Origin of the sequence: Caballeronia sp. LZ028, from assembly GCF_031451415.1 — a bacterium.
GTDB lineage: Bacteria > Pseudomonadota > Gammaproteobacteria > Burkholderiales > Burkholderiaceae > Caballeronia > Caballeronia zhejiangensis.
This window is the reverse complement of sequence record NZ_JARUXN010000001.1, coordinates 2786089-2810358: the sequence shown is the minus strand read 5'-3', so window position 1 is coordinate 2810358 and position 24270 is coordinate 2786089. Positions and strand designations below refer to the sequence as shown.

General features: G+C 57.8%; 22 protein-coding genes. 10 read left to right on the top strand and 12 right to left on the bottom strand.

Annotated elements, in window-relative coordinates; all coding sequences use genetic code 11:
- Nucleotides 1-224: 224 nt before the first annotated feature.
- Entirely contained in the window at nucleotides 225-1184 is a 960-nt protein-coding gene (locus tag QCE58_RS13315) for a LysR family transcriptional regulator (protein ID WP_250522578.1), read from the bottom strand.
- A 119-nt stretch (nucleotides 1185-1303) separates the two neighbouring features.
- Here QCE58_RS13315 and QCE58_RS13310 point away from each other — a divergent pair, with 119 nt between their 5' ends.
- From QCE58_RS13310 to QCE58_RS13295, 4 genes are all read left to right on the top strand, one after another.
- On the top strand, nucleotides 1304-2470 hold the full coding sequence (locus QCE58_RS13310) for a mandelate racemase/muconate lactonizing enzyme family protein (protein WP_250522566.1): 1167 nt from the start codon (nucleotides 1304-1306) through the stop codon (nucleotides 2468-2470).
- A gap of 148 nt (nucleotides 2471-2618) precedes the next feature.
- Entirely contained in the window at nucleotides 2619-3977 is a 1359-nt protein-coding gene (dctA, locus tag QCE58_RS13305; RefSeq protein WP_250522565.1) for a C4-dicarboxylate transporter DctA, read from the top strand.
- A 77-nt stretch (nucleotides 3978-4054) separates the two neighbouring features.
- Nucleotides 4055-6358, top strand: coding sequence for an NADP-dependent malic enzyme (locus QCE58_RS13300; protein WP_250522564.1), 2304 nt, complete (start codon nucleotides 4055-4057; stop codon nucleotides 6356-6358).
- A gap of 718 nt (nucleotides 6359-7076) precedes the next feature.
- Nucleotides 7077-9017 (top strand): ATP-binding protein, encoded by a 1941-nt coding sequence (locus tag QCE58_RS13295; protein ID WP_250522563.1) that lies wholly within the window; start codon nucleotides 7077-7079, stop codon nucleotides 9015-9017.
- 30 nt (nucleotides 9018-9047) lie between these two features.
- Here QCE58_RS13295 and QCE58_RS13290 read toward each other — a convergent pair whose 3' ends face one another.
- Entirely contained in the window at nucleotides 9048-11015 is a 1968-nt protein-coding gene (locus QCE58_RS13290; protein WP_250522562.1) for an alkyl/aryl-sulfatase, read from the bottom strand.
- A gap of 220 nt (nucleotides 11016-11235) precedes the next feature.
- Here QCE58_RS13290 and QCE58_RS13285 point away from each other — a divergent pair, with 220 nt between their 5' ends.
- From QCE58_RS13285 to QCE58_RS13270, 4 genes are all read left to right on the top strand, one after another.
- Complete coding sequence (locus QCE58_RS13285) at nucleotides 11236-12441, top strand: hypothetical protein (RefSeq protein ID WP_250522561.1); 1206 nt, start codon at nucleotides 11236-11238, stop codon at nucleotides 12439-12441.
- Between the two features lie 35 nt (nucleotides 12442-12476).
- Entirely contained in the window at nucleotides 12477-13241 is a 765-nt protein-coding gene (locus tag QCE58_RS13280) for a hypothetical protein (RefSeq protein ID WP_250522560.1), read from the top strand.
- Between the two features lie 147 nt (nucleotides 13242-13388).
- Nucleotides 13389-14057 carry a response regulator transcription factor gene (locus QCE58_RS13275; RefSeq protein WP_250522559.1) on the top strand — a complete coding sequence of 223 codons (669 nt, stop codon included), beginning with the start codon at nucleotides 13389-13391 and terminating at the stop codon, nucleotides 14055-14057.
- A 50-nt stretch (nucleotides 14058-14107) separates the two neighbouring features.
- Nucleotides 14108-14473 (top strand): response regulator transcription factor, encoded by a 366-nt coding sequence (locus tag QCE58_RS13270; protein ID WP_250522558.1) that lies wholly within the window; start codon nucleotides 14108-14110, stop codon nucleotides 14471-14473.
- Nucleotides 14474-14782: 309 nt separating this feature from the next.
- Here QCE58_RS13270 and QCE58_RS13265 read toward each other — a convergent pair whose 3' ends face one another.
- From QCE58_RS13265 to QCE58_RS13240, 6 genes are all read right to left on the bottom strand, one after another.
- Nucleotides 14783-15079, bottom strand: a complete 297-nt coding sequence (locus tag QCE58_RS13265) for a hypothetical protein (RefSeq protein ID WP_008345065.1) — start codon at nucleotides 15077-15079, stop codon at nucleotides 14783-14785.
- Between the two features lie 666 nt (nucleotides 15080-15745).
- Nucleotides 15746-16372, bottom strand: a complete 627-nt coding sequence (locus QCE58_RS13260) for a tyrosine-type recombinase/integrase (RefSeq protein ID WP_250456973.1) — start codon at nucleotides 16370-16372, stop codon at nucleotides 15746-15748.
- Between the two features lie 301 nt (nucleotides 16373-16673).
- Nucleotides 16674-17477 carry a transglutaminase family protein gene (locus QCE58_RS13255; RefSeq protein ID WP_008345076.1) on the bottom strand — a complete coding sequence of 268 codons (804 nt, stop codon included), beginning with the start codon at nucleotides 17475-17477 and terminating at the stop codon, nucleotides 16674-16676.
- Between the two features lie 309 nt (nucleotides 17478-17786).
- Nucleotides 17787-18026, bottom strand: coding sequence for a hypothetical protein (locus QCE58_RS13250; RefSeq protein ID WP_250456975.1), 240 nt, complete (start codon nucleotides 18024-18026; stop codon nucleotides 17787-17789).
- A gap of 282 nt (nucleotides 18027-18308) precedes the next feature.
- Nucleotides 18309-18524, bottom strand: coding sequence for a hypothetical protein (locus QCE58_RS13245; protein ID WP_035970473.1), 216 nt, complete (start codon nucleotides 18522-18524; stop codon nucleotides 18309-18311).
- Entirely contained in the window at nucleotides 18493-18903 is a 411-nt protein-coding gene (locus tag QCE58_RS13240; protein WP_250456976.1) for a hypothetical protein, read from the bottom strand. Before QCE58_RS13240 ends, QCE58_RS13245 begins: the two co-directional genes overlap by 32 nt.
- Before the next feature lie 323 nt (nucleotides 18904-19226).
- Here QCE58_RS13240 and QCE58_RS13235 point away from each other — a divergent pair, with 323 nt between their 5' ends.
- Nucleotides 19227-19397 (top strand): hypothetical protein, encoded by a 171-nt coding sequence (locus QCE58_RS13235; RefSeq protein WP_008345084.1) that lies wholly within the window; start codon nucleotides 19227-19229, stop codon nucleotides 19395-19397.
- A 182-nt stretch (nucleotides 19398-19579) separates the two neighbouring features.
- The gene (locus QCE58_RS13230; RefSeq protein WP_008345086.1) at nucleotides 19580-20584 is read left to right on the top strand and encodes a trypsin-like peptidase domain-containing protein; all 1005 of its coding nucleotides are present in this window, start codon (nucleotides 19580-19582) and stop codon (nucleotides 20582-20584) included.
- A gap of 623 nt (nucleotides 20585-21207) precedes the next feature.
- On the opposite strand, the gene QCE58_RS13225 is transcribed toward QCE58_RS13230, so the two are convergent.
- The 4 genes from QCE58_RS13225 to QCE58_RS13210 form a co-directional block, all read right to left on the bottom strand.
- Nucleotides 21208-21405 (bottom strand): hypothetical protein, encoded by a 198-nt coding sequence (locus tag QCE58_RS13225; protein WP_033537232.1) that lies wholly within the window; start codon nucleotides 21403-21405, stop codon nucleotides 21208-21210.
- A gap of 197 nt (nucleotides 21406-21602) precedes the next feature.
- Nucleotides 21603-21758, bottom strand: coding sequence for a hypothetical protein (locus QCE58_RS13220; RefSeq protein ID WP_160297420.1), 156 nt, complete (start codon nucleotides 21756-21758; stop codon nucleotides 21603-21605).
- 738 nt (nucleotides 21759-22496) lie between these two features.
- Complete coding sequence (locus QCE58_RS13215) at nucleotides 22497-22700, bottom strand: cold-shock protein (RefSeq protein ID WP_008345092.1); 204 nt, start codon at nucleotides 22698-22700, stop codon at nucleotides 22497-22499.
- A gap of 1225 nt (nucleotides 22701-23925) precedes the next feature.
- Nucleotides 23926-24225 (bottom strand): EAL domain-containing protein, encoded by a 300-nt coding sequence (locus QCE58_RS13210; protein ID WP_309779634.1) that lies wholly within the window; start codon nucleotides 24223-24225, stop codon nucleotides 23926-23928.
- Nucleotides 24226-24270 lie beyond the last annotated feature (45 nt).

Genomic DNA, 24270 nt, shown 5'->3' with positions numbered 1-24270 from the left:
ATCAACCTGCTCTCACCTCGCCCGTTCGATGAGGCTGAGGCCTATCTCGATCCATGAGCGAATTCGACCCAGCTCCGCCACTCGTTACTCTCCATCGCCGGCGTCTGGTAGCGGCGAACTTAAGTCATTCGGGCGTCGACTCGTCGCTGGTGTCAGCGCTGACCGAAAGCAACGTTTCGAGTAAGACGCTCGCGAGCGTTCCAGGCTCCCTTGCTTCCAACTCATCAAGCGCGGCTCCGCTTCTTTCGCTCCCGCGGCTCCGCGCCGGTGTCCACCGGAGTGAACGGCGCCTGAAATCGACTCACGAGGAAATCAATGAAGGCGCGCGCGCGGGCCGTTTGATTCTTCTGCCTCGGGTAATAGACGAATAAGTCGGCCGACGGTAGAACCGTGTTAGGCAGCACAAGCTGGAGACGCCCGCTCTGCACATACTTGGCTAGGTCCCATTCAGATCGTATTAATATCCCGTGTCCTTCGAGCGCCCATCGAAGTACGATGTCGCCGTCGTTACTCGACAAGGCCCCTTTAACCTTGATGGCCTCGGTGTGGTCATTCACGATATAGCGCCAGACGCCATACGCGTCGTCATTCTGGCGGTGGATGATGCAACGATGTTGGGCTAGGTCTTCGACGCGCTCGGGTGTGCCGTACTTCTCAAGGTATTTTGGCGAGGCACAAAGAAAGCGGCGATTGCTCATAATCCTTCGCGCGCTCAAGCGAGTGTCTGGAAGTTCGCCGAACCGTATCGCCATATCGAACGCGCCCTCAACAAGATCGATTGGACGGTCCGTGACCTCAAACTGAATTTCGACGCTGGGAAAGCGTTTTGCGAATTCCGAAACCAACGGCGCGATTGTTGTCCGGCCAAAGCCTAGCGTCGCATTGACGCGCAAAAGCCCTTGAGGGTCGCCTTTCGTTCCTGAGATTGCCTCCTCCATCTCCCGGACCTGCCCAACTATCTGCGTTGCATAGCGAAGATAAGTTTCGCCTTCAGGCGTGAGACTCACGCTCCGCGTCGTTCGATTGACTAGTCGTACGCCGAGTCGCTGTTCAATGACGCCAAGTCTCTTGGTCGCAGCTGGCGGGGACAGATCTAGTGCACGGGCGGCACCTGACATGCTTCTAAGTTTCGCCAGAAGAATAAAAAACTCGAAATCAGTCGCCGTCTGTGTCTCGGTATTCACTGAAATTGAAAAGTGATGTGAACAGAAGTGCAGTTTAGCAGCGTTTTTCGCGGTTACGCTACGTCCCATGTTGCAACCAATGAGTTGCAACAACCTCGTAAAACTCTGGAGACGAAGCCGTGAGAATCGTTGAAATCCGCGAAAAGACCGTTCCGATCAGTTCCCCGATCCGTAATGCCTATATTGACTTCAGCAAGATGACGCTGAGCCTGGTTGCAGTCATCACCGACGTGATTCGGGACGGCAAGCCGGTGGTCGGCTACGGCTTCAACTCCAACGGCCGGTACGGCCAGGGCAAGCTGATGCGTGAGCGGTTCATTCCTCGCATCCTCGAAGCCGACCCTGCCTCCCTAGTCAACGATGCCGGTGACAACCTCGACCCCCACAAGATCTGGGCGACGATGTTCACCAACGAGAAGCCCGGCGGCCACGGCGAACGCTCGGTCGCAATTGGCACCATCGATATGGCAATCTGGGACGCAGTCGCGAAGATCGAAGGGAAACCGTTGTTCCAGTTGCTGGCGGACCGCTACGGCAACGGCCAACCGGATCGCAAGGTTTTCGTGTACGCGGCAGGCGGTTATTACTATCCTGGCCAGGACCACGAGAAGCTGAAAGACGAGATGCGCAGCTATATCGACCGCGGCTACACCGTGGTGAAAAAGAAGATCGGCGGTGCATCCCTCGATGAAGATCTTCGCCGCATCGACTCGATTCTCAGCGTGCTGCAAGACGGCCAGAAGCTTGCTGTCGATGCGAACGGTCGCTTCGATCTGGACACAGCAATACAGTACGCGAAGGCGCTTTCGCAATACGACCTGTTCTGGTACGAGGAACCGGGCGATCCGCTCGACTTCGAGCTGCAAGCCACGCTGCGCAACTACTACGACAAGCCGATGGCGACGGGCGAAGACCTGTTCTCGATGCAGGACGCGCGCAACTTGATCCGCTATGGCGGCATGCGTCCCGACCGCGACTGGTTGCAGTTCGACTGCGCGCTGAGCTACGGCCTGGTGGAGTATCTGCGCACGTTGGACATGCTGCGTCAGCACGGCTGGTCGCCGAGCCGCTGCATTCCCCACGGCGGTCACCAGATGTCGCTGAACATCGCCGCTGGCCTTGGCTTGGGCGGAAACGAGTCATATCCCGACCTGTTCCAACCGTACGGCGGCTTCCCCGATGGGATCAAGGTCGAGAACGGCTACATCACGATGCCGGACCTCCCGGGTATCGGCTTCGAGGGTAAATCGGACCTCATCGCCGAGATGCGCAAGCTGTCTGCATAAACACTCAGCGGTATCAAGGCATCGACGGTTCTCGTCGATGCCGCGCCTATAAAAAGATCAATCCAGGCGACGCTCACCACAGCGGACGACCCCGCTGTGGATGCTCGCCCGTACTCTACAAAAAAGACACCAGTCATAGGAGACAGACATGCTGGTATCGAAAGTTAGGAAGACGCTCTCGAAGCTATATGTGCAGGTTCTTCTCGGAATCATCGCCGGTATCCTGCTTGGCCACTTTTACCCGGACATTGGTTCTCAACTTAAGCCACTTGGTGACCTGTTTATCAAGTTGATCCGAATGCTGCTTGCACCGATCATCTTCGCGTCGGTGGTAGTCGGCATTGCCCGCATGAACGATCTTCACGAAGCGGGCCGCGTTGGCGTTAAGGCGGTGCTGTACTTTGAAGTCGCATCGACGATCGCACTCCTCGTAGGGATGGTCGTTGTGAATGTCTTCAAGCCCGGCGTCGGCATGAACGTCGATCCGTCGCACATTGACGGATCTGCGATCTCAACCTATACGACTGCAGCGAAGCAACACGGCATGCTCGACTTTTTCATGAGCATTGTCCCGAACAGCATCGTTGGCGCGTTTGCCAACGGCGAGATGCTCCCCATCATTTTCTTCTCGCTGCTGCTCGCAATTTCTCTCGCCAAGCTGGGACCTCGGACCGCACCGTTTGTAGACATGCTCGATATGTTCCTTCAGGGCATGTTTGGTGTGGTGCGGATCGTCATGTACGTCGCGCCTATTGGTGCGTTCGGTGGGATGGCCTTCACCATCGCGAAGTACGGAATCGGCACATTGGCTTCCTTCGGCCAGTTGATGTTGTGCCTCTACCTGACGTCTATCTTTTTCGTGGTTGTGGTCCTTGGTCTTGTAATGAGGATGTGCGGACTGTCGCTCTTCAAGTACCTTCGGTACATTAAGGACGAGATCCTGATCACGCTCGGCACGGCATCCACGGAAGCGGTACTTCCGCAGATGCTGATCAAGATGGAACGGATGGGCTGCTCGCGACCCGTCGTTGGCATGGTGTTGCCTACCGGATACACCTTCAATGCTGACGGAACGGCGATATATCTCACGATGGCTGCGTTGTTCATCGCGCAGGCGATGAATGTGCATCTGACGATTTGGGATCAGTTGCTTGTGTTGGGCGTGCTTCTGCTTACTTCGAAAGGCTCGGCGGGAGTCGCGGGTGCCGGATTCGTTGCGCTGGCCGCGACGCTCGCGTCCATGCACAAAATTCCGGTCGAAGGTTTGGTCTTGCTTCTCGGTGTCGATCGTTTCCTTAATGAAGCTCGGGCCGTGACAAACCTGATTGGCAATGGTGTCGCAACGGTCGTCGTCGCGCGCTGGGAAGGACAGCTCGACATGAACACTGCGCGTGCGGTGCTGAATCGTACGAACGTGGACGAATTCGAAGAGCTGCAGCCTATCGACCATCCGGCCATCGCATCCGCATCTACGGGCGATGGATCCGTCCGATCGAGCGCTCATTGAGCCTCCACAACATCACTTTTGCAAATTGGCAGTGGCCCTTCGGCGACTGCCAACTTCATTTTTAGAGCATTGTCGATATGACCACGCAAACGGACAAAGAAGGTTTTCGCGAAGCCGCGCTCAACTATCATGAGTTCCCGACGCCGGGAAAGCTCGCTGTCGTGCCGACCAAGCAAATGATCAATCAGCGCGACCTCGCGCTCGCATACTCGCCGGGCGTTGCGTTTGCGTGTGAGGCGATTGTCGAAAATCCGCTAAACGCCGCACGCTTCACTGCGCGCAGCAATCTGGTGGGCGTCGTGTCGAACGGCACAGCGGTGCTCGGCCTCGGCAATATTGGGCCGCTCGCGTCCAAGCCGGTCATGGAAGGCAAGGCGGTGCTCTTCAAGAAGTTTGCCGGAATCGATGTGTTCGATATCGAGCTGAACGAAAGCGATCCGCACAAGCTCGTCGACGTGATCGCCGCGCTCGAGCCGACCTTCGGCGGCATCAATCTGGAAGACATCAAGGCGCCGGACTGTTTCATCGTCGAGCGCGAATGCCGCAAGCGCATGAGGATTCCCGTCTTCCACGATGATCAGCATGGCACCGCGATCGTCGTCGCGGCGGCGATCATCAATGGGCTGAAGGTCGTTGGTAAGAACGTCAACCAAGTGAAGCTTGTCGCGTCGGGCGCGGGTGCGGCGGCCCTGGCATGTCTGAACCTGCTCGTCGATCTCGGCATGAAGCGCGAGAATATTTTCGTGACGGATCTGGCAGGCGTCGTCTACAAAGGCCGTGCGGAACTGATGGACCCGGACAAGGAACTCTTCGCCCGCGAAACCAGCGCGCGCACGCTTGCTGACGTGATCGAAGGTGCGGACGTATTCCTTGGGCTCTCGGCTGGTGGCGTCCTCAAGCAAGAAATGATTAAGGGAATGGCCGCGAAGCCGCTGATTCTCGCGCTCGCGAACCCGACGCCGGAGATCCTGCCGGAATTGGCGCTCGAAGTGCGCCCGGACGCCGTGCTCGCAACGGGCCGTGCAGACTATCCGAACCAAGTGAATAACGTCCTCTGTTTTCCGTTCATCTTTCGTGGTGCTCTCGACGCGGGGGCGACGACCATCACTAAGGAGATGGAAACTGCAGCAGTGAACGCAATAGCCGAACTTGCTCGGCAGGAGCAAAGCGATATTGTCGCAACGGCCTATGGAATTCAAGATCTTTCGTTCGGACCGGACTATCTCATTCCCAAGCCTTTCGATCCGCGTCTGATCGTGAAGATTGCGCCTGCCGTCGCGAAGGCGGCGATGGACAGCGGCGTGGCGACGCGTCCAATCGAGGACATGGAAGCGTACGAGCAGCATCTGCAGCAGTTCGTCTATCACAGCGGCACGACGATGAAGCCCGTGTTTCAGCTCGCGCGCAGCGTCGAGCCGGAGAAAAAGCGCATCGTGTTCGCGGAGGGAGAGGAAGAGCGCGTGTTGCGCGCGGTGCAGATCGCGGTCGATGAAAAGCTCGCCCGGCCGATCCTCATCGGCCGTCCGGCAGTGATTGAGCAGCGCATTCAGAAGTTCGGGCTGCGTCTGACGCCGGGCACCGATTTCACCGTCGTCAACACCGACCAAGACGAACGCTACCGCGACTTCTGGCAAAGCTATTACCAGATGATGGCAAGGAAAGGCATCAGTCAGCAGATGGCGAAGCTCGAAATGCGTCGCCGCACAACGCTGATCGGCGCGATGCTCGTGCAGAAGGGCGAAGCTGACGGCATGATCTGCGGCACGGTGAGCACGACGCATCGTCATCTGCACTTCATCGATCAGGTGATCGGCAAGAAGGAAGGCGCGAACGTGTACGCGGCAATGAACGCGCTCGTGCTGCCGGGGCGTCAGATTTTCATCGTTGATACGCACGTGAACGTCGATCCGACGCCCGAGCAACTCGCCGAAATCACAATGCTCGCGGCAGAAGAAGTGAAGCGCTTCGGCATCGTGCCGAAGATTGCGCTCTTGTCGCATTCGAACTTTGGCACGAGCAACGCTCCGACCGCGCAGAAGATGCGCGACGTGCTCGCGATCCTCAAGGAACGCGCGCCCGATCTCGACCTCGACGGCGAAATGCACGGCGACGTGGCGCTCGATGCGCGTCTGCGCAAGGAAGTGCTGCCCGAATCGACGCTCGAAGGCGACGCGAATCTGCTGATCCTGCCGAACATCGACGCGGCGAACATCTCTTACAACCTGCTGAAGACGGCGGCGGGAAGCGGCATCGCGATCGGGCCGATCCTGCTCGGCGCGGCGAAGCCGGTGCACGTGCTAACAGCGTCGGCGACCGTGCGGCGCATCGTCAACATGACGGCGCTTCTCGTGGCGGACACTGCGGCGTCCGACGTGGCTTAACTTGCGCTGAATTCCAGCCATACTGAGGGTCGAGGCTGGGCCTCGACCCATCAAAAACACCTGCACATACAGGCCTCTGAATAGTGCAGGCACTGCTGTCGGCGATGATCCGAGTGCATATGCCGTCTATTGCCAAAAACGCCGTAGCGCCTGTAGGTCGCGCGGTACCGGCCCCGATACCGCGCTGTCAAATCAATTAAGCCTCGCTGGCCAGAAGCGACCGGCTTCGGAACCTCCGCTCCAAACTCCTTCGCCACCATGGCCCAGGCGCGGCGTCTAACGACGGCCACGCCTCTTTGATTCCTGCGCTGTGTCGTTCGCTTGTACGATTGGCAATCCCATCCGTCGGCTTCGAAGCAGTTGCTGGAATGACCGCACTTTGTCGAGGCTAGACGCCTGCCTATGGCCGTCCTCAGTCCGACGGAAACCGGCAAGCCCGCTCAGCCTTAAAACGGCGGCGTCAGGCAGAAGGCGACCCTTCTCGGTCATCCAGCACACCAACAGCAGATGGCCGGTAGGAAACATAAAGCGGCCCTCTGAAGGCAAGACACACGCGCGCAGCGCCGAGTGTCGACACGATCACGAAGCAACGAAAGGAGCCAAGGTCAATGTAAGCTATTTGCTATATTGGGCGTCGCACGATTATCGGAGGTGAACAACCGCAGGCCGCTCCGATTGTGCGTACGACCAAATCGGCTCGCCAACTTTCGGAGTTGATATGCCTGAGGGAACTGCGGCAACGCGCGTCGCATCGCCTTACCCCGCACAATTGCAGCGACTTTGGAGCGTATATTGTCTGGTATTGCTTCTTGGCATGTTCTCCACGGCCGTCCATGCCGGCGAGCGGTGGCGAGTAGTCATTCTTCCGGGCGCCGATCCTACGCAGCCAGCGGTAGCGATCCAAATTCGAGCACTGCGTAGCGCCCTAACCGCGGCTGCGCCAGACGGCGTCGAGTTTTACACAGACTCTCTCGACGAATTGCGATTCGAGCGTAACGACTTGACTCCACAGTTTCTCGCGCTTCTTAGAAAGAAGTACGAGAACAAACGAATCGATCTGGTGATTGGCATCGCCGACTTCGCACTTGATTTCACCACGCGATATCACAGTGACATCTGGCCCAAGACACCCATCCTGATCACAAGCATCGACGAAAGCCGTGTCGCACGCATACCTCCAGATTTCGCGTATATCTCCTGGCATTTCGACGCGGACAAGACGATTGCGCTTGCAGAAGCGCTCCAGCCGCAAGCGACGCAACTAGTGATCGTGGCAGGCAACAGCAATTTCGACGACTTCACCTCGCGGTTGGCTGAACAGGCGGCTCGCTCCCGACAATCCCGCAAATGGGAGGTGAGCATATGGAGCGGACTAACGCTCGAGGAACTAAAAACCCGGCTCAGCGCACTTGACCCGTCCGCAGCTGCAGTTATCTATACGACGATGTACCGTGACCATGAAAATCGGACCTACTTCCCGTTTGAAGTTGTCGCTCCGATCGCGCATGCGTCGCGTGCTCCCATTTACGGGTGGTATCCGACTTACCTGAATCAAGGTCTGATAGGCGGTGCTGTCATCAGCTACGAGGACAACGGACGCCGCGCCGGCGAGCTCGCCGCATCCATCTTGCTTGGCAAGGTATCGCCCCACGGTGCGACTTTGCCGACGGAGCGATCTCGATGCATCGTCGACAGAGGCCAGGCCGATAAATTGGCGGTTCGCTCCGCTCTGATTCCGGACGACTGTGAACAACTCAATGTGCCTCTATCCCTTTGGAATCAATATCGAGGCACTGTTCTCTTCGGGGCTGCTGTGGTAGCGCTGCAAGCTTTAACAATTGCCGCCTTGCTCTGGCAGCACCGCAAGCGAAGACTTGCCGAGGAAGCCGCAACAATACGTGCCGACGAGCTCGCCCGAGCTACACGCATCTCGTCTGCCGGTGAGTTGAGCGCTTCAATCGCCCACGAAGTTGGGCAACCGCTAGGGGCCATTCTGAGCAACGCCGACGCTGCGGGGATGATCTTGGAGCATCGCGAGCCCGAAGTGGCAGAACTTCAGCAGATTCTTGCCGATGTGCGCCGTGATGCCGTCCGCGCAAGTCAGGTGGTTCAACGCCTGCGCGATTTGCTGCGAAAGCACCCCGTCGAGTTCGTCGAACTGAACTTAAATACCACTATCGACGAAACACTGACGTTGGTGGCGCCCGAAGCTCGACGTCGCCGTATCGCTATCGAGTCGGACCTCCGTGCGACTTGTCCCGACGTCGTCGGAGATCGGATTCAGCTTCAGCAGGTACTTCTCAACCTTTCAGTCAACGCGATGGACGCAATGCATGAGACGGAGCCTTCAGAGCGCCTTCTCACGATAACGACGCGGCCCAGCGAGCACGGCGTCGAGCTGACCGTTGCCGATCGCGGTCACGGCATCCCAGAAGCAATGCGATCGAAGCTTTTTGAATCTTTTTTCACCACTAAAGTCCACGGTATGGGTCTTGGGCTCTCGATTGTCCGGACGATCGTAGAGTGCCATGGTGGCATTATCACGTCCCGATCCAGGGAAGGCGGCGGAAGCGCATTTGTCGTATGGCTGCCGTCTGCAGGGCGAAGTCGTCTCCACGCGCGGCATCTGCACATTCGCAACGCGGCGCGTGAAACGTGACCGAACGATATCGTGGGTCGGCAACTAATATCAAGGTTCGGCGATTGTGAACCAGAAATCGAACTTGTCGAAGTTTCCGAGCATGTCCTTGAATTTCGCCGAGTCGCCATCAATCTTGACCTGACCGCTTTCAGCGAGATTGCCGAGCTTGATCTTCCCGAGAGCGATGTCGTCAAGCGTCGCGCGATTCAACGTGACGGTGCCATCCGCCTTGTCGAGCTGCTTGTTCTTCCGATAGTTCATCACCCCGTTCTTCACCGTCAACACGTACTGCTCTTTCGTATCCGGGAAACTCAGGTTGTAGACATACGACTTGTCTCCCGCTCTCGGTCCGTTTAAGTGGATAGCCAGGAAGTCGAGGAACATATCCGTTGTCATGCCGCGAATGATGTCGGGCGAACTCGTGTTGGGTGTCGCCGCCTTCTGTACACCGCCGCGCAACTCCTGCGCGCCCGACAAATAGAAGTTGCGCGCCGGGCCCGATTCGGCCTGATAGCCCAGTTGCTCCAGCGCGTCCGCTTCGACACTGCGCGCCTCACGATTCTGCGGATCAGCAAAGACAACCTTGTTCGCAACGGTGGCAGCCCAGCGATAATCTCCTTGTTTGTACGCAGCCTTTGCGGTATCGATCATCTTGGCCGCGCCAACCATCGCGACGTACTTCTTAGCTTCTTCCGCCGGCGGATACGGGTTGAAATTCGCCGGGTTGCCGTCCCAGAAGCCGAGATAAAGTTGGTATGTCGCACGAACGTTGTGCTTCAGGTCTCCGTAATAGCCACGGTTATAGAACTCCTTGGCGAGGCTGTCGGGAAGCCTGAACTGCTCGGCGATCTCGTTCATCGTCAAACCCTGGTTGGCCATGCGCAACACCTGATCGTTGATGTACTTGTACAGGTCGCGCTGCTTCTCCAAATGTTCGACGACGCGCTGATTTCCCCACTGCGGCCAATGGTGACTGCCGAATGACACTACGGCGTCGCTGCCCCACATGTCGATGGTTTCGTCGAGCGTGCTCGTCCATTTCTGCGCGCTGCGCACTTTCGCACCGCGCAGCGTGAGGAGGTTGTGCAGCGTGTGATTGGCGTCCTCTGCCAGGTCGATTGCCTTGAACTGCGGGAAGTAGAAGAGCATCTCGGCGGGCGCTTCAGTGCCCGGTGCCATCTGGAAGACGATGTCGATACCGTCGATGGTCATTTTTTCGCCGGTCTTGTCGATGATCTTGTTCGGCGGGAACAGCGTGATGGTGCCCGCCGCGGTCGTGAGGCCGAGACCGCCGCCGACTGTGCCTTCCGGATTCTTCGGCAGCAGATTGCCATACATGTACGACGCGCGCCGACTCATTACATTGCCGGCGAAGACGTTCTCGCTGACGGCTTCCTCCATGAAACCTTCGGGCGCGACAACCGGGATTTTGCCCGAGCGAACGTCCGCTTCGTCCACTACCGCTCGAATGCCTGCAAAGTGATCGACGTGCGAGTGCGTGAAGATCACACCGGTCACGGGTAAGCGCTCGACTTTGTCGTTCACCAAATCGAGCGCAGCCTTTGCGGTCTCAGTGGACGTCAGCGGATCGATGACGACCCAGCCCGTCTTTCCGCGAATGAAGGTCATGTTCGCGAGGTCGATGTTACGCACCTGATAGATTCCATCGACCACTTTGAAGAGTCCTCGCGTGCTTAGCAGTTCCGATTGCCGCCATAGGCTCGGATTCACTGTGGCCGGAGCAGGACCGTTCTGATGCAGGAAATCATACTGGGAGAGATCGATGACGGTGTTGCCAGCGGTGCCTTTGATCACTGCACTCGGCAGATTGGCGATAAAGCCGCGACGCACATCCTCGAAATCCTGCGTGTTCGAGAATGGCAGATAGTCTGCGACCGCCTGGTTGGCCTTGCGTGTAGCGTCGGTCGCCGGATTCGGCGCGGCGCTCGTCACGCTGACGGCAGCGTCGAAAGCCATGATGGCAATCGCGGCCAGCCAGCTGAGTTTCCTGGACATGTTCTACTCCTGTTGGAATGAACGACGTTAAGAATCATTCACGCCAACGCCGGTGCGCGCCATAGGGATATGGGGCAACTGGCGTTGCCCCTTGGGGCAATGGCTTTCCCGCCGAAAATTGAATTGCCCCTGCGGGCAATCGCTTTGCCCGTTCTCCCAATAGCGCGATTGGCCGTCCGATGCCATCTTTCCACGACAAACCGTTCATCGAGAGTCAAAGATGCGGGCATCAGACGAAAAGCCAGATGGCGCCCCGAACGCCGGCTTCGAGCAATCTGCGTTGGAATTCTCGATCGTGCGCGACGATGCAGCATTTCGCTTACAGCGACGAATCCGTCTGATACCCTCTGAAGGTTTAGGCGTCGCTCGGCGCGCGCTTTTCCTGGCGGCGATTTGCTGGCTTCCCATCGCTCTATGGGCGGTTGCGACCGGTCGAGCGTCGCTAGTTCAGGGCGAGGACTCGTTCGGTTCACATTTCGGCATTCATGTCCGCTGCCTTGTTGCAATCCCGCTGCTCATCATCGCCGAACACATGGCTCAACGTTCGTTTGAGCCGTTCCTACGATATTTCCTCGAGACGGGCCTCATCTCATCCGCCGACGTGCCAAGATTCGACGCGGCTATTGCTCGCGTCGTTCGCCTTAAGCGCCGGGTACTACCGTGGATTCTGATTCTGGGTTGTGCGGTGGCGTGGGCGAGTGTCGGCGTTCTCCTCTCGCCCGACGAGGACGTTGGCTGGATCAGTACGTCAGACCGAATACCGTTCCCGGGTTGGTGGTTCATCCTGGTTGTCCGCCCGATCTTCACCGCTCTTGTGTTGGCGTGGATCTGGCGGGCCAGCATCGTCTTCATCTTGATGCTGAATCTGGCGAGACTTCCACTCTCGCTCGTCCCGATCCATCCCGATCGGGCCGGAGGACTGGGCTTCGTTGAACGACTTGCCTTCGTGTTTAGTCCTGTCGCCTTCGCAGTCTCTGCGGTCGTCGCCGCGGCGTTCGCCCACGACGTTGTCTACCATGGCATCGATCCGATGACCATGAAGGGCTTGTTGTTTGGCGCCGCCGTCCTGGTCTCGCTCGCCCTTTTGCTTCCGTTCGCGCCGCTTGTGCTCACGCTCACGCGGCTGAAACGTCGGGCGATGCTCGAGTACGGGTCCTTGGTCGGACGGCATGGTCGGCTTGTACACCGGCGCTGGATCACCGGCGAGGATATTGGGTCGCCAGAGATCCTCGACGCGCCGGAGCTCGGCCCCGTCGCCGACGTGCAAAGCATCTATCAGGCAGTCCGTCGCATCAAGCCCTTTCCATTTACCAAGCTCGGGGTGCTGGCGATGATAGTGCCTGCCTCGGCACCTATGCTCTTCATAGCCGCCATGCGGCTACCCCTTCCCGCCGTGATGGGAAAGATTGTGAAGGCGCTTCTCTGAGCGCTAACTGCCACAGACCCCGGAAGGAGGCAAACGTGCCAAAGCTGGTTAGCCATCCAATTACCTTCCTAGTGCTGGCTTTGTTCCTGATGTCCGTAGCCGCCTACCTCGGCTCGCTATTACGCCGAGCGCGACCGATGGCAGACGACATGCGTGAGGACTTCGGAGTTGTGCAGTCGGCGGCTCTGACCCTTCTCGCTCTGGTCATTGGTTTCAGCCTTTCGATGGCGGTGGGACGCTACGATCAGCGCAAAAACCTCGAAGAAGAGGAAGCGAATGCGATCGGGACGGAGTTGCTGCGTGCAGAACTCCTCCCGGCAGCCCAGGGTTCCGAGATCCGTACGCTTCTGGGACAGTACCTCGTTCAGCGAATCAAGTTTTATCAGACCGTTGATGGCGATGAACTGCACCAAATCAACACCAGGACGGCTCAGTTGCAATCGAACCTTTGGACGGCCGCGCGCTCCGGCGCGACCGCGCAACCAAGTCCGCTCACCGCACTCGCGATCGCCGGAATGAATGATGTCATCAATACGCAGGGTTATACACAAGCCGCCTGGTGGAACCATATCCCGGCCTCGGCATGGGCGCTCATGGTCATCATCGGGTTCTTCTGCAATGTCCTGATCGGATACGGCACGCGAAGTTCAAGGCCGGGGAGACGCTTCCTCATGATCATGCCGTTGATCGTTTCGATTTCGTTCACACTCATCGCGGACATTGATAGTCCGCGGAACGGCCTCATCCGGGTGAAACCGCAAAACTTGATAGCGACGGCGGCTTCAATTCCCAGCCCGTAGCGATATCCACGGTGCGCACAGCTTCACCCGCACTTGTGATATCTGTGTGAGTGTGAGATGACGCAACTACACGCCGTGTGCCGAATCGGTGATTCCGATTGTGATCTGACATGCTACGAAAACGGAGCCAAAGCGAGGACACGAGAGTTGATCGATCATGCTGAAGCGGTCGTCCACATCGTGGACGACGACGAATCCATGCGTACCGCCCTGTCACGGCTCTTGACGAACGCGGGCTATTCGGTGCAAGCCTATGCGAGCGCCGGCGATTTCCTCGTCGCAGAACCCAATTCACCTTCGGGCTGCCTACTCTTGGACTTGGAACTTCCTGGTCCCAGCGGCCTCGAACTGCAGCACGCGCTGCAACGCAGGGAGCACGCGATTCCGATCGTTTTCATCAGCGCCTATCAAGACATTCCGAAAACGGTTCTTGCCATAAAAGCCGGTGCCAGCGACTTTCTACTGAAACCCATCGACTCGCAAGCGCTGCTCGCGGCTATCGAGAGTGCGCTCGCCGCAGCCGAGGGCACCGCGGTGGAGCATGCGTTTCCGTTGTCTCGTGATGCTGCGCTGAGCGAGCGCGAGCAAGTCGTGTTACGCGGCATCATCGCCGGAAAGTTGAATAAACAGATTGCCGCGGAACTCGATCTAAGCGAACGAACAATCAAATCGTGTCGAGCCGAACTCATGCGCAAGTTTGACGCACACTCACTTGCAGACCTCATTCGACGCGCCGGATCGATTACCCGCGCGGCGGATGCGCGGGGGAACCTCGCTTGCCCCCAAGGGCAAGGTCGTTGCCCTTCATCCCGATAGTCAAGCAACTCGCCCGGTACCACACTTGAGGTATCTCCCCGTGGCCGGCCATGAGCGATTTCAAACAGACGATCGTCATTGTCGAGGACGACGATGGCATGCGGCGTGCGTTACAACGCCTGCTAACACTGGCGGGATACAACACGCTTGCATACGAGAGCGCCGAGGCACTCAACGCCGCAAGCGGTATAGAGCGCGCTTTGTGCCTTGTGCTGGACGTCCAGCTTCCCGGCGCGTCAGGGCCGACTCTCTACGCACAACTCGGCGAACCGCGTCCTCCAGCCGTCTTCATCACATCGCACGACAATGAGACGACGCGCTTGGCGGTAGCGAACGCGGGCGGTGTGCACTTTCTGATCAAGCCCTTCGCGGGAACAGACTTGCTCAAACTAATAGCGATATTGGGAGCGCAATAAGCGAAACAAGCGTTGTCCTGCAGCCGTCCGTTGCATTGAATCCTATGCGGTCGGGCCCCACGGTCGAACAACTGATTGCGAACGCTCAGGGGCCCTTCAAAAAGGAACATACACACGTGCCCGAAAGGCCGCTGATGGGCCGCGTGCCGCCCGATGCGGTCGGCTCTAGCCGACCCGTTGCAGCCGCTGGACCGTAGCCATTTGAACGGCTGCTTCCGAGGCTTGAACGGTCGCCCGCGACAATGCCACTCGCACCGAACCGCGACGCTGTCGCTAGACAGAACGCGAAGCTCTTCAAAAGGGCAACGCCTACCTCGGTCGATGGCCTCTATCGCCGCCGACCGTAGAGAACGTCCTGAAGTCGTCACGGAGGACTTTAACCGGCGAAATTGTGCCTGTCATCACCTTCCGGGTTGCGATCGAAACGATCCTTTGGTGATTGACGTGCAACGCTTTGTTGTCCCCTTCTACTGAGCCATCCGAACCAAAAATGTCGATCAAGCACTCGTGTGTGACTTGAATTCGAAACGTCTTGTTGACAATTCGCTGCTTGAAGAAGATATCTCCATCCAAGCGCAGCACAGGTAGTTGAGGTGGTGCAGTCATGAAGGAACGTCCTTTATAGCCATGCGAACTACTGAAGCACTTACCCGCGAGGTTCACTGGTATGCGCCGCACCGCTGCTGCGACAAGTCAACGTCTATAGAGCCGAGCGCGCCGACGTGCGTAGGCTGAACCGCGGCTGTACGCGTCTTCTTCGGTAGGGAACATAACTGCGCTGTCGTGGCGAGCCTCGGTGATTTTGGGTCCTGTCAGGTCTATGTCGACAACGGTGAAGGCGAAGCCGCCAGCAACCAGCGGGTGTACCACGACGTGGTACTCATGATTTCCAACCTTAATCAAGCGCGACATGGCGAATTCCATCGGTAGCGAAACACAACGAGGTAATCATTGTGCGCACTTTCTGGGCCACGAAAAGACAGTTTAAGAAGCCCGCTGCTCTGTCGACGTCGAATGACTGGTAAATAGGCACATGTGAGCGAAAACGACTCGCGAGCACGTGCATGGCGGCTTTCCGGCCCGACTATGCCGATAATTAGACATTCGGACAGCGAAGCGGTGGGGAGAAACCGTGACAAGGAGACATTTCGATTCTCAGCGACCGAGAATTGGCGAACTTCGAAGAGGTTATTCAGACTGGCGCTCGTCCGCTGATATCTCCTGGCGAGCGTCGCCTCCTGGCCCGACAAGCGCACGCTCGCCGGCCGGCTATCAAACCTCCGTCTGTTCAGCCATCTCGAGCGCATCGTCCACTTCGATCCCGAGGTATCGCACGGTGCTCTCAATTTTTGTGTGGCCCAAAAGCAATTGGACAGCGCGCAGATTCTTGGTGCGTCGATAGATCAACGACGCTTTCGTACGACGCATGGTGTGCGTACCATAAGCACTGTCATCGAGTCCGATCGACGCGATCCAACGATGAACGATGCGCGCATACTGGCGCGTCGATACATGTGCCGAAGCATGCAGCCGACTCGGAAACAAATAATCGGCAGGCTTCAATCCCCGCGTTGATATCCAGGCAGAGACGCTTTGACGAGTCTGCTCCGTGATCTCAAACTGCACTGGTCTATGCGTCTTTTGCTGCATGAAAGTCGCGCGAGCTAGGACATGACCTCCGACGAAGACGTCCTGCACTTGCAGTCGCGTCAGATCGCACGCTCGAAGCTTGCTGTCGATTGCCAAGTTGAACAGCGCCAACTCGCGAGTGTTGGACGACATCTGGAGCCTCGTCCGAATCGCCCAGATCTCACGGAGCTTCAATGGCGGCTTCTGACCGGTCAGCCTTCCCTTGTTCCAAGGCACCCAGTGTGCGTTGGAGGAATTAAGCGTTTCCATGATAACCTCCTCTTCAATGAAGGGAGATCGATTCTGCGCTTTCGGAAATAGTCAAGGTGCGTCCCAGATCGGCCGGTCAGCAGATTGCAGTCAGTGAGTTGGATTTCCGACCCGCAACGGGCACTCAGCCTTCTCCAAAGCGGCCGCTGGAAAGACCTCAATGCTTTGGACAGTCTCACGCGTCGCGCCACAACGCTCAGCACCACGCAACAGACCGTTCGCTTCAAACTGCACATTGCAGCGCGACGCATCTTATCCGTATATTACCGCGCCGGCTTAGTGTCGGAGGGGCGTGGCCCGGTCATTCCTGGTCGCAGTGCACCTTGAAGTGCGTTAGCACGGCGGCCCCGAATGCATTGCTGATTGCGACATCGGCGGCATCGCGCCCGTATGCCATCAAAACACGTCCAATACGCGGCGCGTTGTTTCGCGGATCGAACGTCTGCCAGCTACCGCCCACGTAAGCTTCAAACCATCCCGCAAAATCCATCGGCGCGGTAACGGGCGGCAAGCCGACATCGCTGATATAGCCCGTACAATAGCGCGCCGGAATATTCATCGCCCGGCATAGGGTGACGCCCAGGTGGGCGAAATCACGGCAGACGCCCTTGCGTTCGCGGTACACGTCCCACGCAGTTTTAGTCGGTCGCGCATGCCCATAATCAAATTCGATGTGTTGGTGCACGTAGTCGCAGATTGCCAGAACAGTGTCGCGACCCGGCGTGCACTGACCGAAAATTTGCCACGCGATCTCGACCAGTAGATCGGTCTCGCAATAGCGGCTGCCCAATAGAAAAGTCAGCGTATCGTCGGGCAACTGCTCGACCGGATGCGCCCACCCCTCGATGGGCCGCGTCTCCATGGAATCTGACACATTCAGCAGCGCTGTGGTGCTCAATGCCACACGTCCGACAGGTGCCACGATCCGACTGCATAGGTTGCCGAACAAATCGCGATATTGCCTTATCGGCAGCGGCGGATCGGTGACGAGGACATCCGCCACAACGACATCTTTGGCGTGCGAAAAATGCGTGTTCAGCATCAGCATCATCGGCGTGGGCTGCAGGCACTCGTACCACAGTTCGTATCCGACGCGAAGTCTCATGGATCCCGGATCCTCCGTAGTTCGCTGATTGCAGGTGCCGTTGGGCCTGGTATTCAGAGATGCAATGCGGCACAAGGCAACAAGGGATGCTTCCCACTACCGGGCTCATGCTCTCGGCAAAAGATAGTTGCCTACTGTCGTTGCTGAACGGAATCTTGAAAGGGCGCTTTCTTGCCGGTTCAAAATCGGGGCCGACCGATGTTCATTTCCGTACGCGGGTGATCGTCAACCTGACCTTACCCCCGAAACCGGCTAGGGGCCGTCCATAAACACTTACTGAGTGTAGTGGGTCGGGAAACAGACATGCAGTCAATCGGCGGGACCGAGTAACACGTCGATTGCTGCTTGGCCGGAAATTTCGGCCACCAGATAGGCCCAACGCTCAGTAAAAGGTCCGTTGCGCAACGGGATGCGGCCTCCCCGCGCACCGAGCACTTCGAGGTTCGTGGCGCCCCTTATCTGAAAGGTCACATCAAAGGTGTTCTCGTCGGCAGCCGAAGTCAGTTCGATCTGAATCTCGAAGCCGCGGTATGCGATCGTTCGGTGCATGAAAGCCTCCCTTTCGTCTTCGGAGACTAACATGAGTCAGCATCGGACGGTCTACGCAACCTTTGGGATAGGTTCTCATGCATGCGCCACCACGGGTAATCAAATATGTACGTACCGGAACCTTCAGGACCGCAACGACCGATTTCGTGAATGCTTCTAGTCCTATACCGGTGCGTTAGCGCATTTGTTGAAGGACCTCGAAGCCGTCGAGGAACGGCCGGCAACCAGTGCAGACCGACGGCATGGCGCAGTGTGCCGTAAGCGGGGCGCGGGCCGCTCGCATCATCTGAAGCGTGTTGCAAGCCACTCTTGCGCCCACTTGGTCGCAAATTCGACGGCATCTGCGCGAAGGTCGAAGCCCCCGAGGTCACCGCTAATAAACACGTCGGTCGGGCTGCCATCCGCGGCGTGACCGCTGATGCGTGCGTGCGCCATGTACTCGCCGTCTGCCCTTCGGGGCGTCGGGTCAATGCGAAAGCTCGTCGGACTCGTTTGCATGATCTTCAACTGTTCTATGGACCGGTTCGAAAGGCGGCCGCGCTTGGGCCGTTGCATTCTGCTGGGTCGCTGCTTCCCGCACGCGATGGTTCGTCTGCTTGCCGAAGAATGCGCGGCTTCTTGGGCAAGTGTCGATCACTTCCTCTGCATACGCCGTGCAGGCGCGCCGTGCATCGCCCGAGCTCTGATACCCGCTTTGTGCGGGCAGCCTGAACACGCAACTGCGCGACTGACCGGTTTCCGCTTCCGGCTCTTTGATGCGCACGGCGGCATCGAAACCGTCCTCATAGTTGTGACCGTGACCGCACAAGGTCGGTTGGCGTGGAAAAACGAGCGGATAGATTTCCAGCCCCCGATATAAGCGAAAATTGACTGCCATGAGTGAGCCCTCGCGCCGTTCAGGCGCCAAAATATGACTGTGTGAGAAGTAGTTTCGGTAGTACTGACAGATCGACCGCGTTGCACGGTCCCGAATGACGGACTTCGGTAAGATAGTCGAAGCACTGCTGGAAGCCAAAGTGGCATCGCTGTCCAGTCGGCACGTCCCATGCTACCCGCTTCGGAGACTTTGTACAGCTAACTTTGAAAGGCGCAACCTGGGCTGATGTCAGAAGGAAGCGCGCTCTGCTAGCAATTGACGGGCTATACTTAAGCATTCTCCGTAAGTCCGAAGAGACGCCTGTCTCTACCAATGGAGCGCCTATGTACCGCATCATTCCATTCCGCGGCTTCGAGATCCACGTCAGCCTGGCGATGTCAGCCGAAGATCCGTATGACGTCACGTTTCAGCTCAAAGGCGGCTCCAATCTTGGCGTGCTTGGTCGCGCCGGCCGCAGCATTCAGATTCATAACGGTCCCTTTACTCATCGCTGAGCTTATTTCAATGCAGAGAGCGCCGGGCAGGCGGCAGTCGATACGTTTCTCGATGCGCAGCACGAGGCTTGACAAGCCGGCTTTGCATGGGCATTACCGTCGCCCCTCGATCCTCTTGGTCATGCATCCAATTATCGCGACGATTTCGCCCTCGGATCTTCATACGTTGCATAGACCTCTCAATGAACGCTAACCTTGTCGAACTGTACGTAAGCCCGAATGGCGATAGGTGGCTGTTGGTTGCCGCAGCCGACGATCATCTCGTCGTTCGGCACGTTCCCAGCACCGCTTCAGGGGGGCGCTCATCAGATTTGTCCCTCTCGGCCTTTCTTTCCGCCGACGACGCAACGCCGCAGCAAGATGCGCTGCTTCGACTGATCAGCCGACTTGTCTTGCCGCTCGTAAGCGCCGGCTCAACTGTACCGGTAGTTCCCGCACTGCATCGACCGACTGCGGATAACTTGCTTCTCACGGCGGCCCGTGTGAGAACCTTCGCCAGCGCACAGCATCTCACCAATGCAAGCGGCTTCTTCTTTGCCCGTGACCAGCGCCTCTTTCTCGTCACAAGCCGTCATGTAGTCAACGACGAACCTAGCAAGCACTTTCCCGATCGCCTCGAAATCGAGCTTCACGTCGATCTAAACAACCTAGGCGCGTCGACGTGGTTTTCGATGCCATTGTTTTCGGAAGGCCTCGCAATGTGGCGTGAAGGCTCGGACGACGGCGGCACGATCGATGTCGCGGTGCTGGAAATGCACAAAGCAAGGCTGCCATCAAGTGCCGTCTTCGAAGCTTTCACGCCTGAACATCTGCCGAAGTCAGGGGATGTCATGCCGATAGGCGCCTCGGTTCTCATTGTAGGATTCCCGCTCGGCTTTCACGACTCGCTCCACCATCTGCCCGTCGTGAGACAAGGCGTCGTTGCATCGGCTTTCGGTCTCCGCTTTCAGGGTAAGGGATGCTTCATTACGGATGCGCGAACGCATCGAGGGACAAGCGGCGCACCTGTGGTGATGAGCAAGCAGTTGAGGGAACAGTCGGCGACGGGTGAGAGATTGCCATGGACGCTTCTTGGCGTTCACTCATCCACCATTGACATGGGCGATCGAGACCTCCAGGTCGACGAGACGCTCGGCCTCAACAGCGCATGGTACGCGGACATTCTGATGACGCTCACGGAACATTGAGGCAATCGTTTCTTCCGGCGCCGATAGCTACCTTCCAACATAAGCTGCTCGAGCGGTTCGGCTCGCCATCACGACGGACGCAAAAAACTCACCGCCCTTCCGAGGCGGCGCCGCTTCGAAAAGCTGCAGGGGGGCCGAGATAGCGCCGTCAGAGGCTTGCGGAATGGGCACGGGTTCACCATGTCGGCATCCGCGCGCCAGGGCTTACATTCGCGGTGGTCCTTCAGCTGTCACCGGATCAAACCATGCCAGGCGCCCGACGTACTCGGCAAATTGCCTGCTTATCAATTGGGCACATCACCGAATCGGTTGCGATCGACAAGGATACGATCTAGGCGATTCCGCTTGGCAAAATGCTGTCGTTAATCGACGACCACGTTCGTCTGAAAGATCCCGAACCGCCCGGCTATCCGCCAACCTCGATCGATTTTCTTATGAGCTTCCGGCATAGTGAATGTTGTTCTACGGTCTCCATTCGTTGACGGAACTCACCCTGTCTGAACGCAAACGGAGGGTGAAACGGACGTGCGCCCCGTCGAGATGGCATGCCGCAGCCCGAGCCTCCTTCCTTTCTTAAGCGGTGCCGCCAGCCGACGTCGGCAACTGTCAAACGACGACGGAAACTATCTCTGGGAATAGCCCTCTCGCCACAACGTGGCACCGACGGCCACCAAAATTTGGGCGTCGCCTTCCTCTAGACGATCCCAGGCCGACGCCAGCCACTGCGCCAGTCCGTTGCACGCGTCATTCAACGTGACGTAGTCTCTTCCCTCAACGTTGAACTGCTCAAAGGTAGCAAGTACGTTTTCTTCTGTCGCCATGTCAATCCCCAGGGTGGGTCCCCACTCGACAAGCATAGCCGCGAGTTGCTTGAAATATACTGGACTGTCCGCGCGCACTTCTCGCACGCCTTCGTTACAGGATCTGCTGCACGGCCTATCACGGATGCAGTCCGGTTGCGACGACTGCCACGGGGCGCGAGCCCGAGCGACGCACATGACGTCGATTTCGCCGGCCGTCAACTGCCGTCCTGGGTCGCACGCGCCGGCGAAACGTAGATTGACTTCGAAAAAAGCGTCTCACCGCCCATCGATCGATCGAGTACACCGATCGCTCGGTTGAGCAGGCCGATCTCGGCGCCCATGCTACGCGCTTCACGCATATAGAAGTTCACGGCATCGAGTCCGTCAATGATGCTGGCATCGCCTAGCGGTTGCCCCGGCCACCGAGCGAGAAGTACTGAATCGACCTCGGGCCCGCAGCTGTCCCTACGCGACAAAGTGCACCCGGTGCCAATGTGGACCACTTCGCTCCGAGCACGATCTGCGTGGAACTGCGGAAGTGTCGAAAGAAACTCCAGTAGAGGATACATTTGCCCTCCAGGGCGTGTGCCTGCGATAGGGTGGGGATCATCCAGCGCGTTGCAACGGCGGATATACCGATCATGCAGTCGCCAGGAGTTCAGACTTTTTCAACGCGACGATATTGCCCGCTTTGCAGGAGTCGCTCTGCTTTACTCCGTTGCGAAGGCCGAAAGGCAATCGTTGATGAGGTCGCAGACTGCCGCGGACCCGCTCATCGCCACGCTTCCTTGACCGCTGGCGATGACATGTGGGTTCTCGCCGGCTCTGTTCAGCCGCTGAAACGGTTGCCTATATCGACTTAGAGCAGACCGCCGTAGCACAGCGCGTCACCTTGCCGTCTAACAGCTATGATCGGACACTCGATTCACCGGTAGTCGACCCCGTGTTTTCGGGAAAAAATGACTGGCAGGACGAGCTGACTATATTGTCTGACGCATGGGACATAGATGTGCCGTTAGATCGCGCCGATGTGATCGCGGCCCGTCGCGCAGCGCGGGTGTCGACTGTACCGACAGCAAAAGGGCCGGTAAACCGGCCCTTGAACTGCGTTACAGCGGCGAGATATTCGCGGCTTGCATGCCTTTCGGGCCGCGCTTTGTCTCGTAGCTTACTTTCTGATTTTCTGCGAGCGTCTTGAAGCCGTCGCCTTGAACTTCCGAGAAGTGCGCAAAGAGATCGTCCCCACCAGCATCAGGGGTGATGAAACCAAAGCCCTTGCTATCGTTGAACCACTTAACTGTACCGGTATCCATGAGAATTCCTTGAAAAAATAAGAGCTCGCGAGCGGAGCGACAAAAACTTCAAGGAAGAAGAGAGGACAGCGAGTACCGCGCCGACGACGCGAGTAATGGTGATCAGCAATCGAGCTTCTTGAATATTTCGTTGTTCACAATATAGTGCTGGCGTGGCTTTGTCAAAGCTTTTCGGGCCGGCTCCCAGTTGAACTGCGGCGGGGTAATTGCGCCCTAATGACGAAGCGATTACCGATCGGCCCTTGACATGCGGAAACCGGCCGTGAGCCGTTGCAGCCCCAAGCCGAAACGCGCACGCACGTGCCGGCGCGGCAATCGTCCTCCCGAACGCATGATGGTTTCAAACTCGGACGGTTGACGAGTTGACCGCTCAACACTTTGGGCCGTTTAGGCGTCTTCTAGCGGTCTTCATGCAAATCTCTAAGTTCGCGTTCCCATGTTTCCCGCCGAATGCTGTCGTTGCTGTTCTCGTTAGCGAGATACAAGACGAGCCATCCACCAAGGACCAACACAATAACCGTCATCACTATCATCGATGCACCTTTCAGTAGTTGCCGCGCCGGCGTCGCACTCCCACACGCTGAGAGCCATGCCACCAGCAGGCCTCTCAGCAACGCCAAGTCAAAACATGACGCGAGGCACCTACCAATGCCCGTCCGCAGCTTTAGTCTCGCTTGTTTCGGTGCCATTCCACAAAGCCAGGCAGATGGCTCGCATTTAGACAATAGGACCGCTAGGACGGCGACTGCGGCACGCAAGTCCACGTCGGTCGTGTCCCACACGAACATTTAGATGGCGCCTAATGCTTCTCGCCGCCGCTCCTTGAACAGAACACGCTCGATGCCGCGGTAGTGCGAAACGTCACAGTCCGCTAGGCTGGTCATCGCCTAGGCGCTCGGCGGTAGCGTACTTATTTTATTGCTCCCCTCACGAACCCTTTGACACCGGCGACGGTTCGAAGCGTCCGCACCGTTTCGCGCGATTTTTCCTTCGAGCGATTAGCGCCCATTTCTTCGATCAAGTGCGTAAAGCCTCGAAGCCCACGGTGCACGGGACCTTTTTCATTCGCGTTCATCAAACATCCTTGAGCATACACATAGCTCATTATGCGCCCCCGGTACGAGGGGCGCGGGATTATTGCGGCAATGTCCGAGACGACGCCTGTCACGGCGGGTCAGAAGGCGCCACGCGCTTCGTCGCCTTGGCGAGCCACCGCGTGGCGTCGTCATTGATATCCCGAGTCGTGTAAGAAAGCTCCAGTCGGGCCAAACCGGGTCTCGGCGAAAGGATCGATGCGCGCTGCCGAGCCCGGCTTGCCAATGAAACATCCATGGACGGCGTCACAACCGATTTCTTTGCCGAGGACGAATTGCGCTTCGTTCTCGATGCCTTCCGCGACCGTTCTCATCCCTAACGCGCGCGCAAGCGCCACCATCGCTTCGACCATTGCGCATGCTTGGCGACGGGTCTCCTGAACCGCTTGGATTTCTTGGACAGTGCCGAGCGTTAGTGTTCGGTCTTTCATGAGCCTTCGGCCGTGGGCCGGAGGCTGTATTGCCGGGCGAATTCA

What these genes read in the sequence shown, in the direction of transcription:
- dctA (WP_250522565.1), top strand. Translation starts at nt 2,619, where the DNA reads ATGCTGGTATCGAAAGTTAGGAAGACGCTCTCGAAGCTATATGTGCAG.
- QCE58_RS13300 (WP_250522564.1), top strand. Translation starts at nt 4,055, where the DNA reads ATGACCACGCAAACGGACAAAGAAGGTTTTCGCGAAGCCGCGCTCAAC.
- QCE58_RS13295 (WP_250522563.1), top strand. Translation starts at nt 7,077, where the DNA reads ATGCCTGAGGGAACTGCGGCAACGCGCGTCGCATCGCCTTACCCCGCA.
- QCE58_RS13290 (WP_250522562.1), bottom strand. Translation starts at nt 11,015, where the DNA reads ATGTCCAGGAAACTCAGCTGGCTGGCCGCGATTGCCATCATGGCTTTC.
- QCE58_RS13285 (WP_250522561.1), top strand. Translation starts at nt 11,236, where the DNA reads ATGCGGGCATCAGACGAAAAGCCAGATGGCGCCCCGAACGCCGGCTTC.
- QCE58_RS13270 (WP_250522558.1), top strand. Translation starts at nt 14,108, where the DNA reads ATGAGCGATTTCAAACAGACGATCGTCATTGTCGAGGACGACGATGGC.
- QCE58_RS13265 (WP_008345065.1), bottom strand. Translation starts at nt 15,079, where the DNA reads ATGACTGCACCACCTCAACTACCTGTGCTGCGCTTGGATGGAGATATC.
- QCE58_RS13260 (WP_250456973.1), bottom strand. Translation starts at nt 16,372, where the DNA reads ATGGAAACGCTTAATTCCTCCAACGCACACTGGGTGCCTTGGAACAAG.
- QCE58_RS13255 (WP_008345076.1), bottom strand. Translation starts at nt 17,477, where the DNA reads ATGAGACTTCGCGTCGGATACGAACTGTGGTACGAGTGCCTGCAGCCC.
- QCE58_RS13250 (WP_250456975.1), bottom strand. Translation starts at nt 18,026, where the DNA reads ATGCACCGAACGATCGCATACCGCGGCTTCGAGATTCAGATCGAACTG.
- QCE58_RS13245 (WP_035970473.1), bottom strand. Translation starts at nt 18,524, where the DNA reads ATGCAAACGAGTCCGACGAGCTTTCGCATTGACCCGACGCCCCGAAGG.
- QCE58_RS13240 (WP_250456976.1), bottom strand. Translation starts at nt 18,903, where the DNA reads ATGGCAGTCAATTTTCGCTTATATCGGGGGCTGGAAATCTATCCGCTC.
- QCE58_RS13235 (WP_008345084.1), top strand. Translation starts at nt 19,227, where the DNA reads ATGTACCGCATCATTCCATTCCGCGGCTTCGAGATCCACGTCAGCCTG.
- QCE58_RS13230 (WP_008345086.1), top strand. Translation starts at nt 19,580, where the DNA reads ATGAACGCTAACCTTGTCGAACTGTACGTAAGCCCGAATGGCGATAGG.
- QCE58_RS13225 (WP_033537232.1), bottom strand. Translation starts at nt 21,405, where the DNA reads ATGGCGACAGAAGAAAACGTACTTGCTACCTTTGAGCAGTTCAACGTT.
- QCE58_RS13215 (WP_008345092.1), bottom strand. Translation starts at nt 22,700, where the DNA reads ATGGATACCGGTACAGTTAAGTGGTTCAACGATAGCAAGGGCTTTGGT.
- QCE58_RS13210 (WP_309779634.1), bottom strand. Translation starts at nt 24,225, where the DNA reads ATGAAAGACCGAACACTAACGCTCGGCACTGTCCAAGAAATCCAAGCG.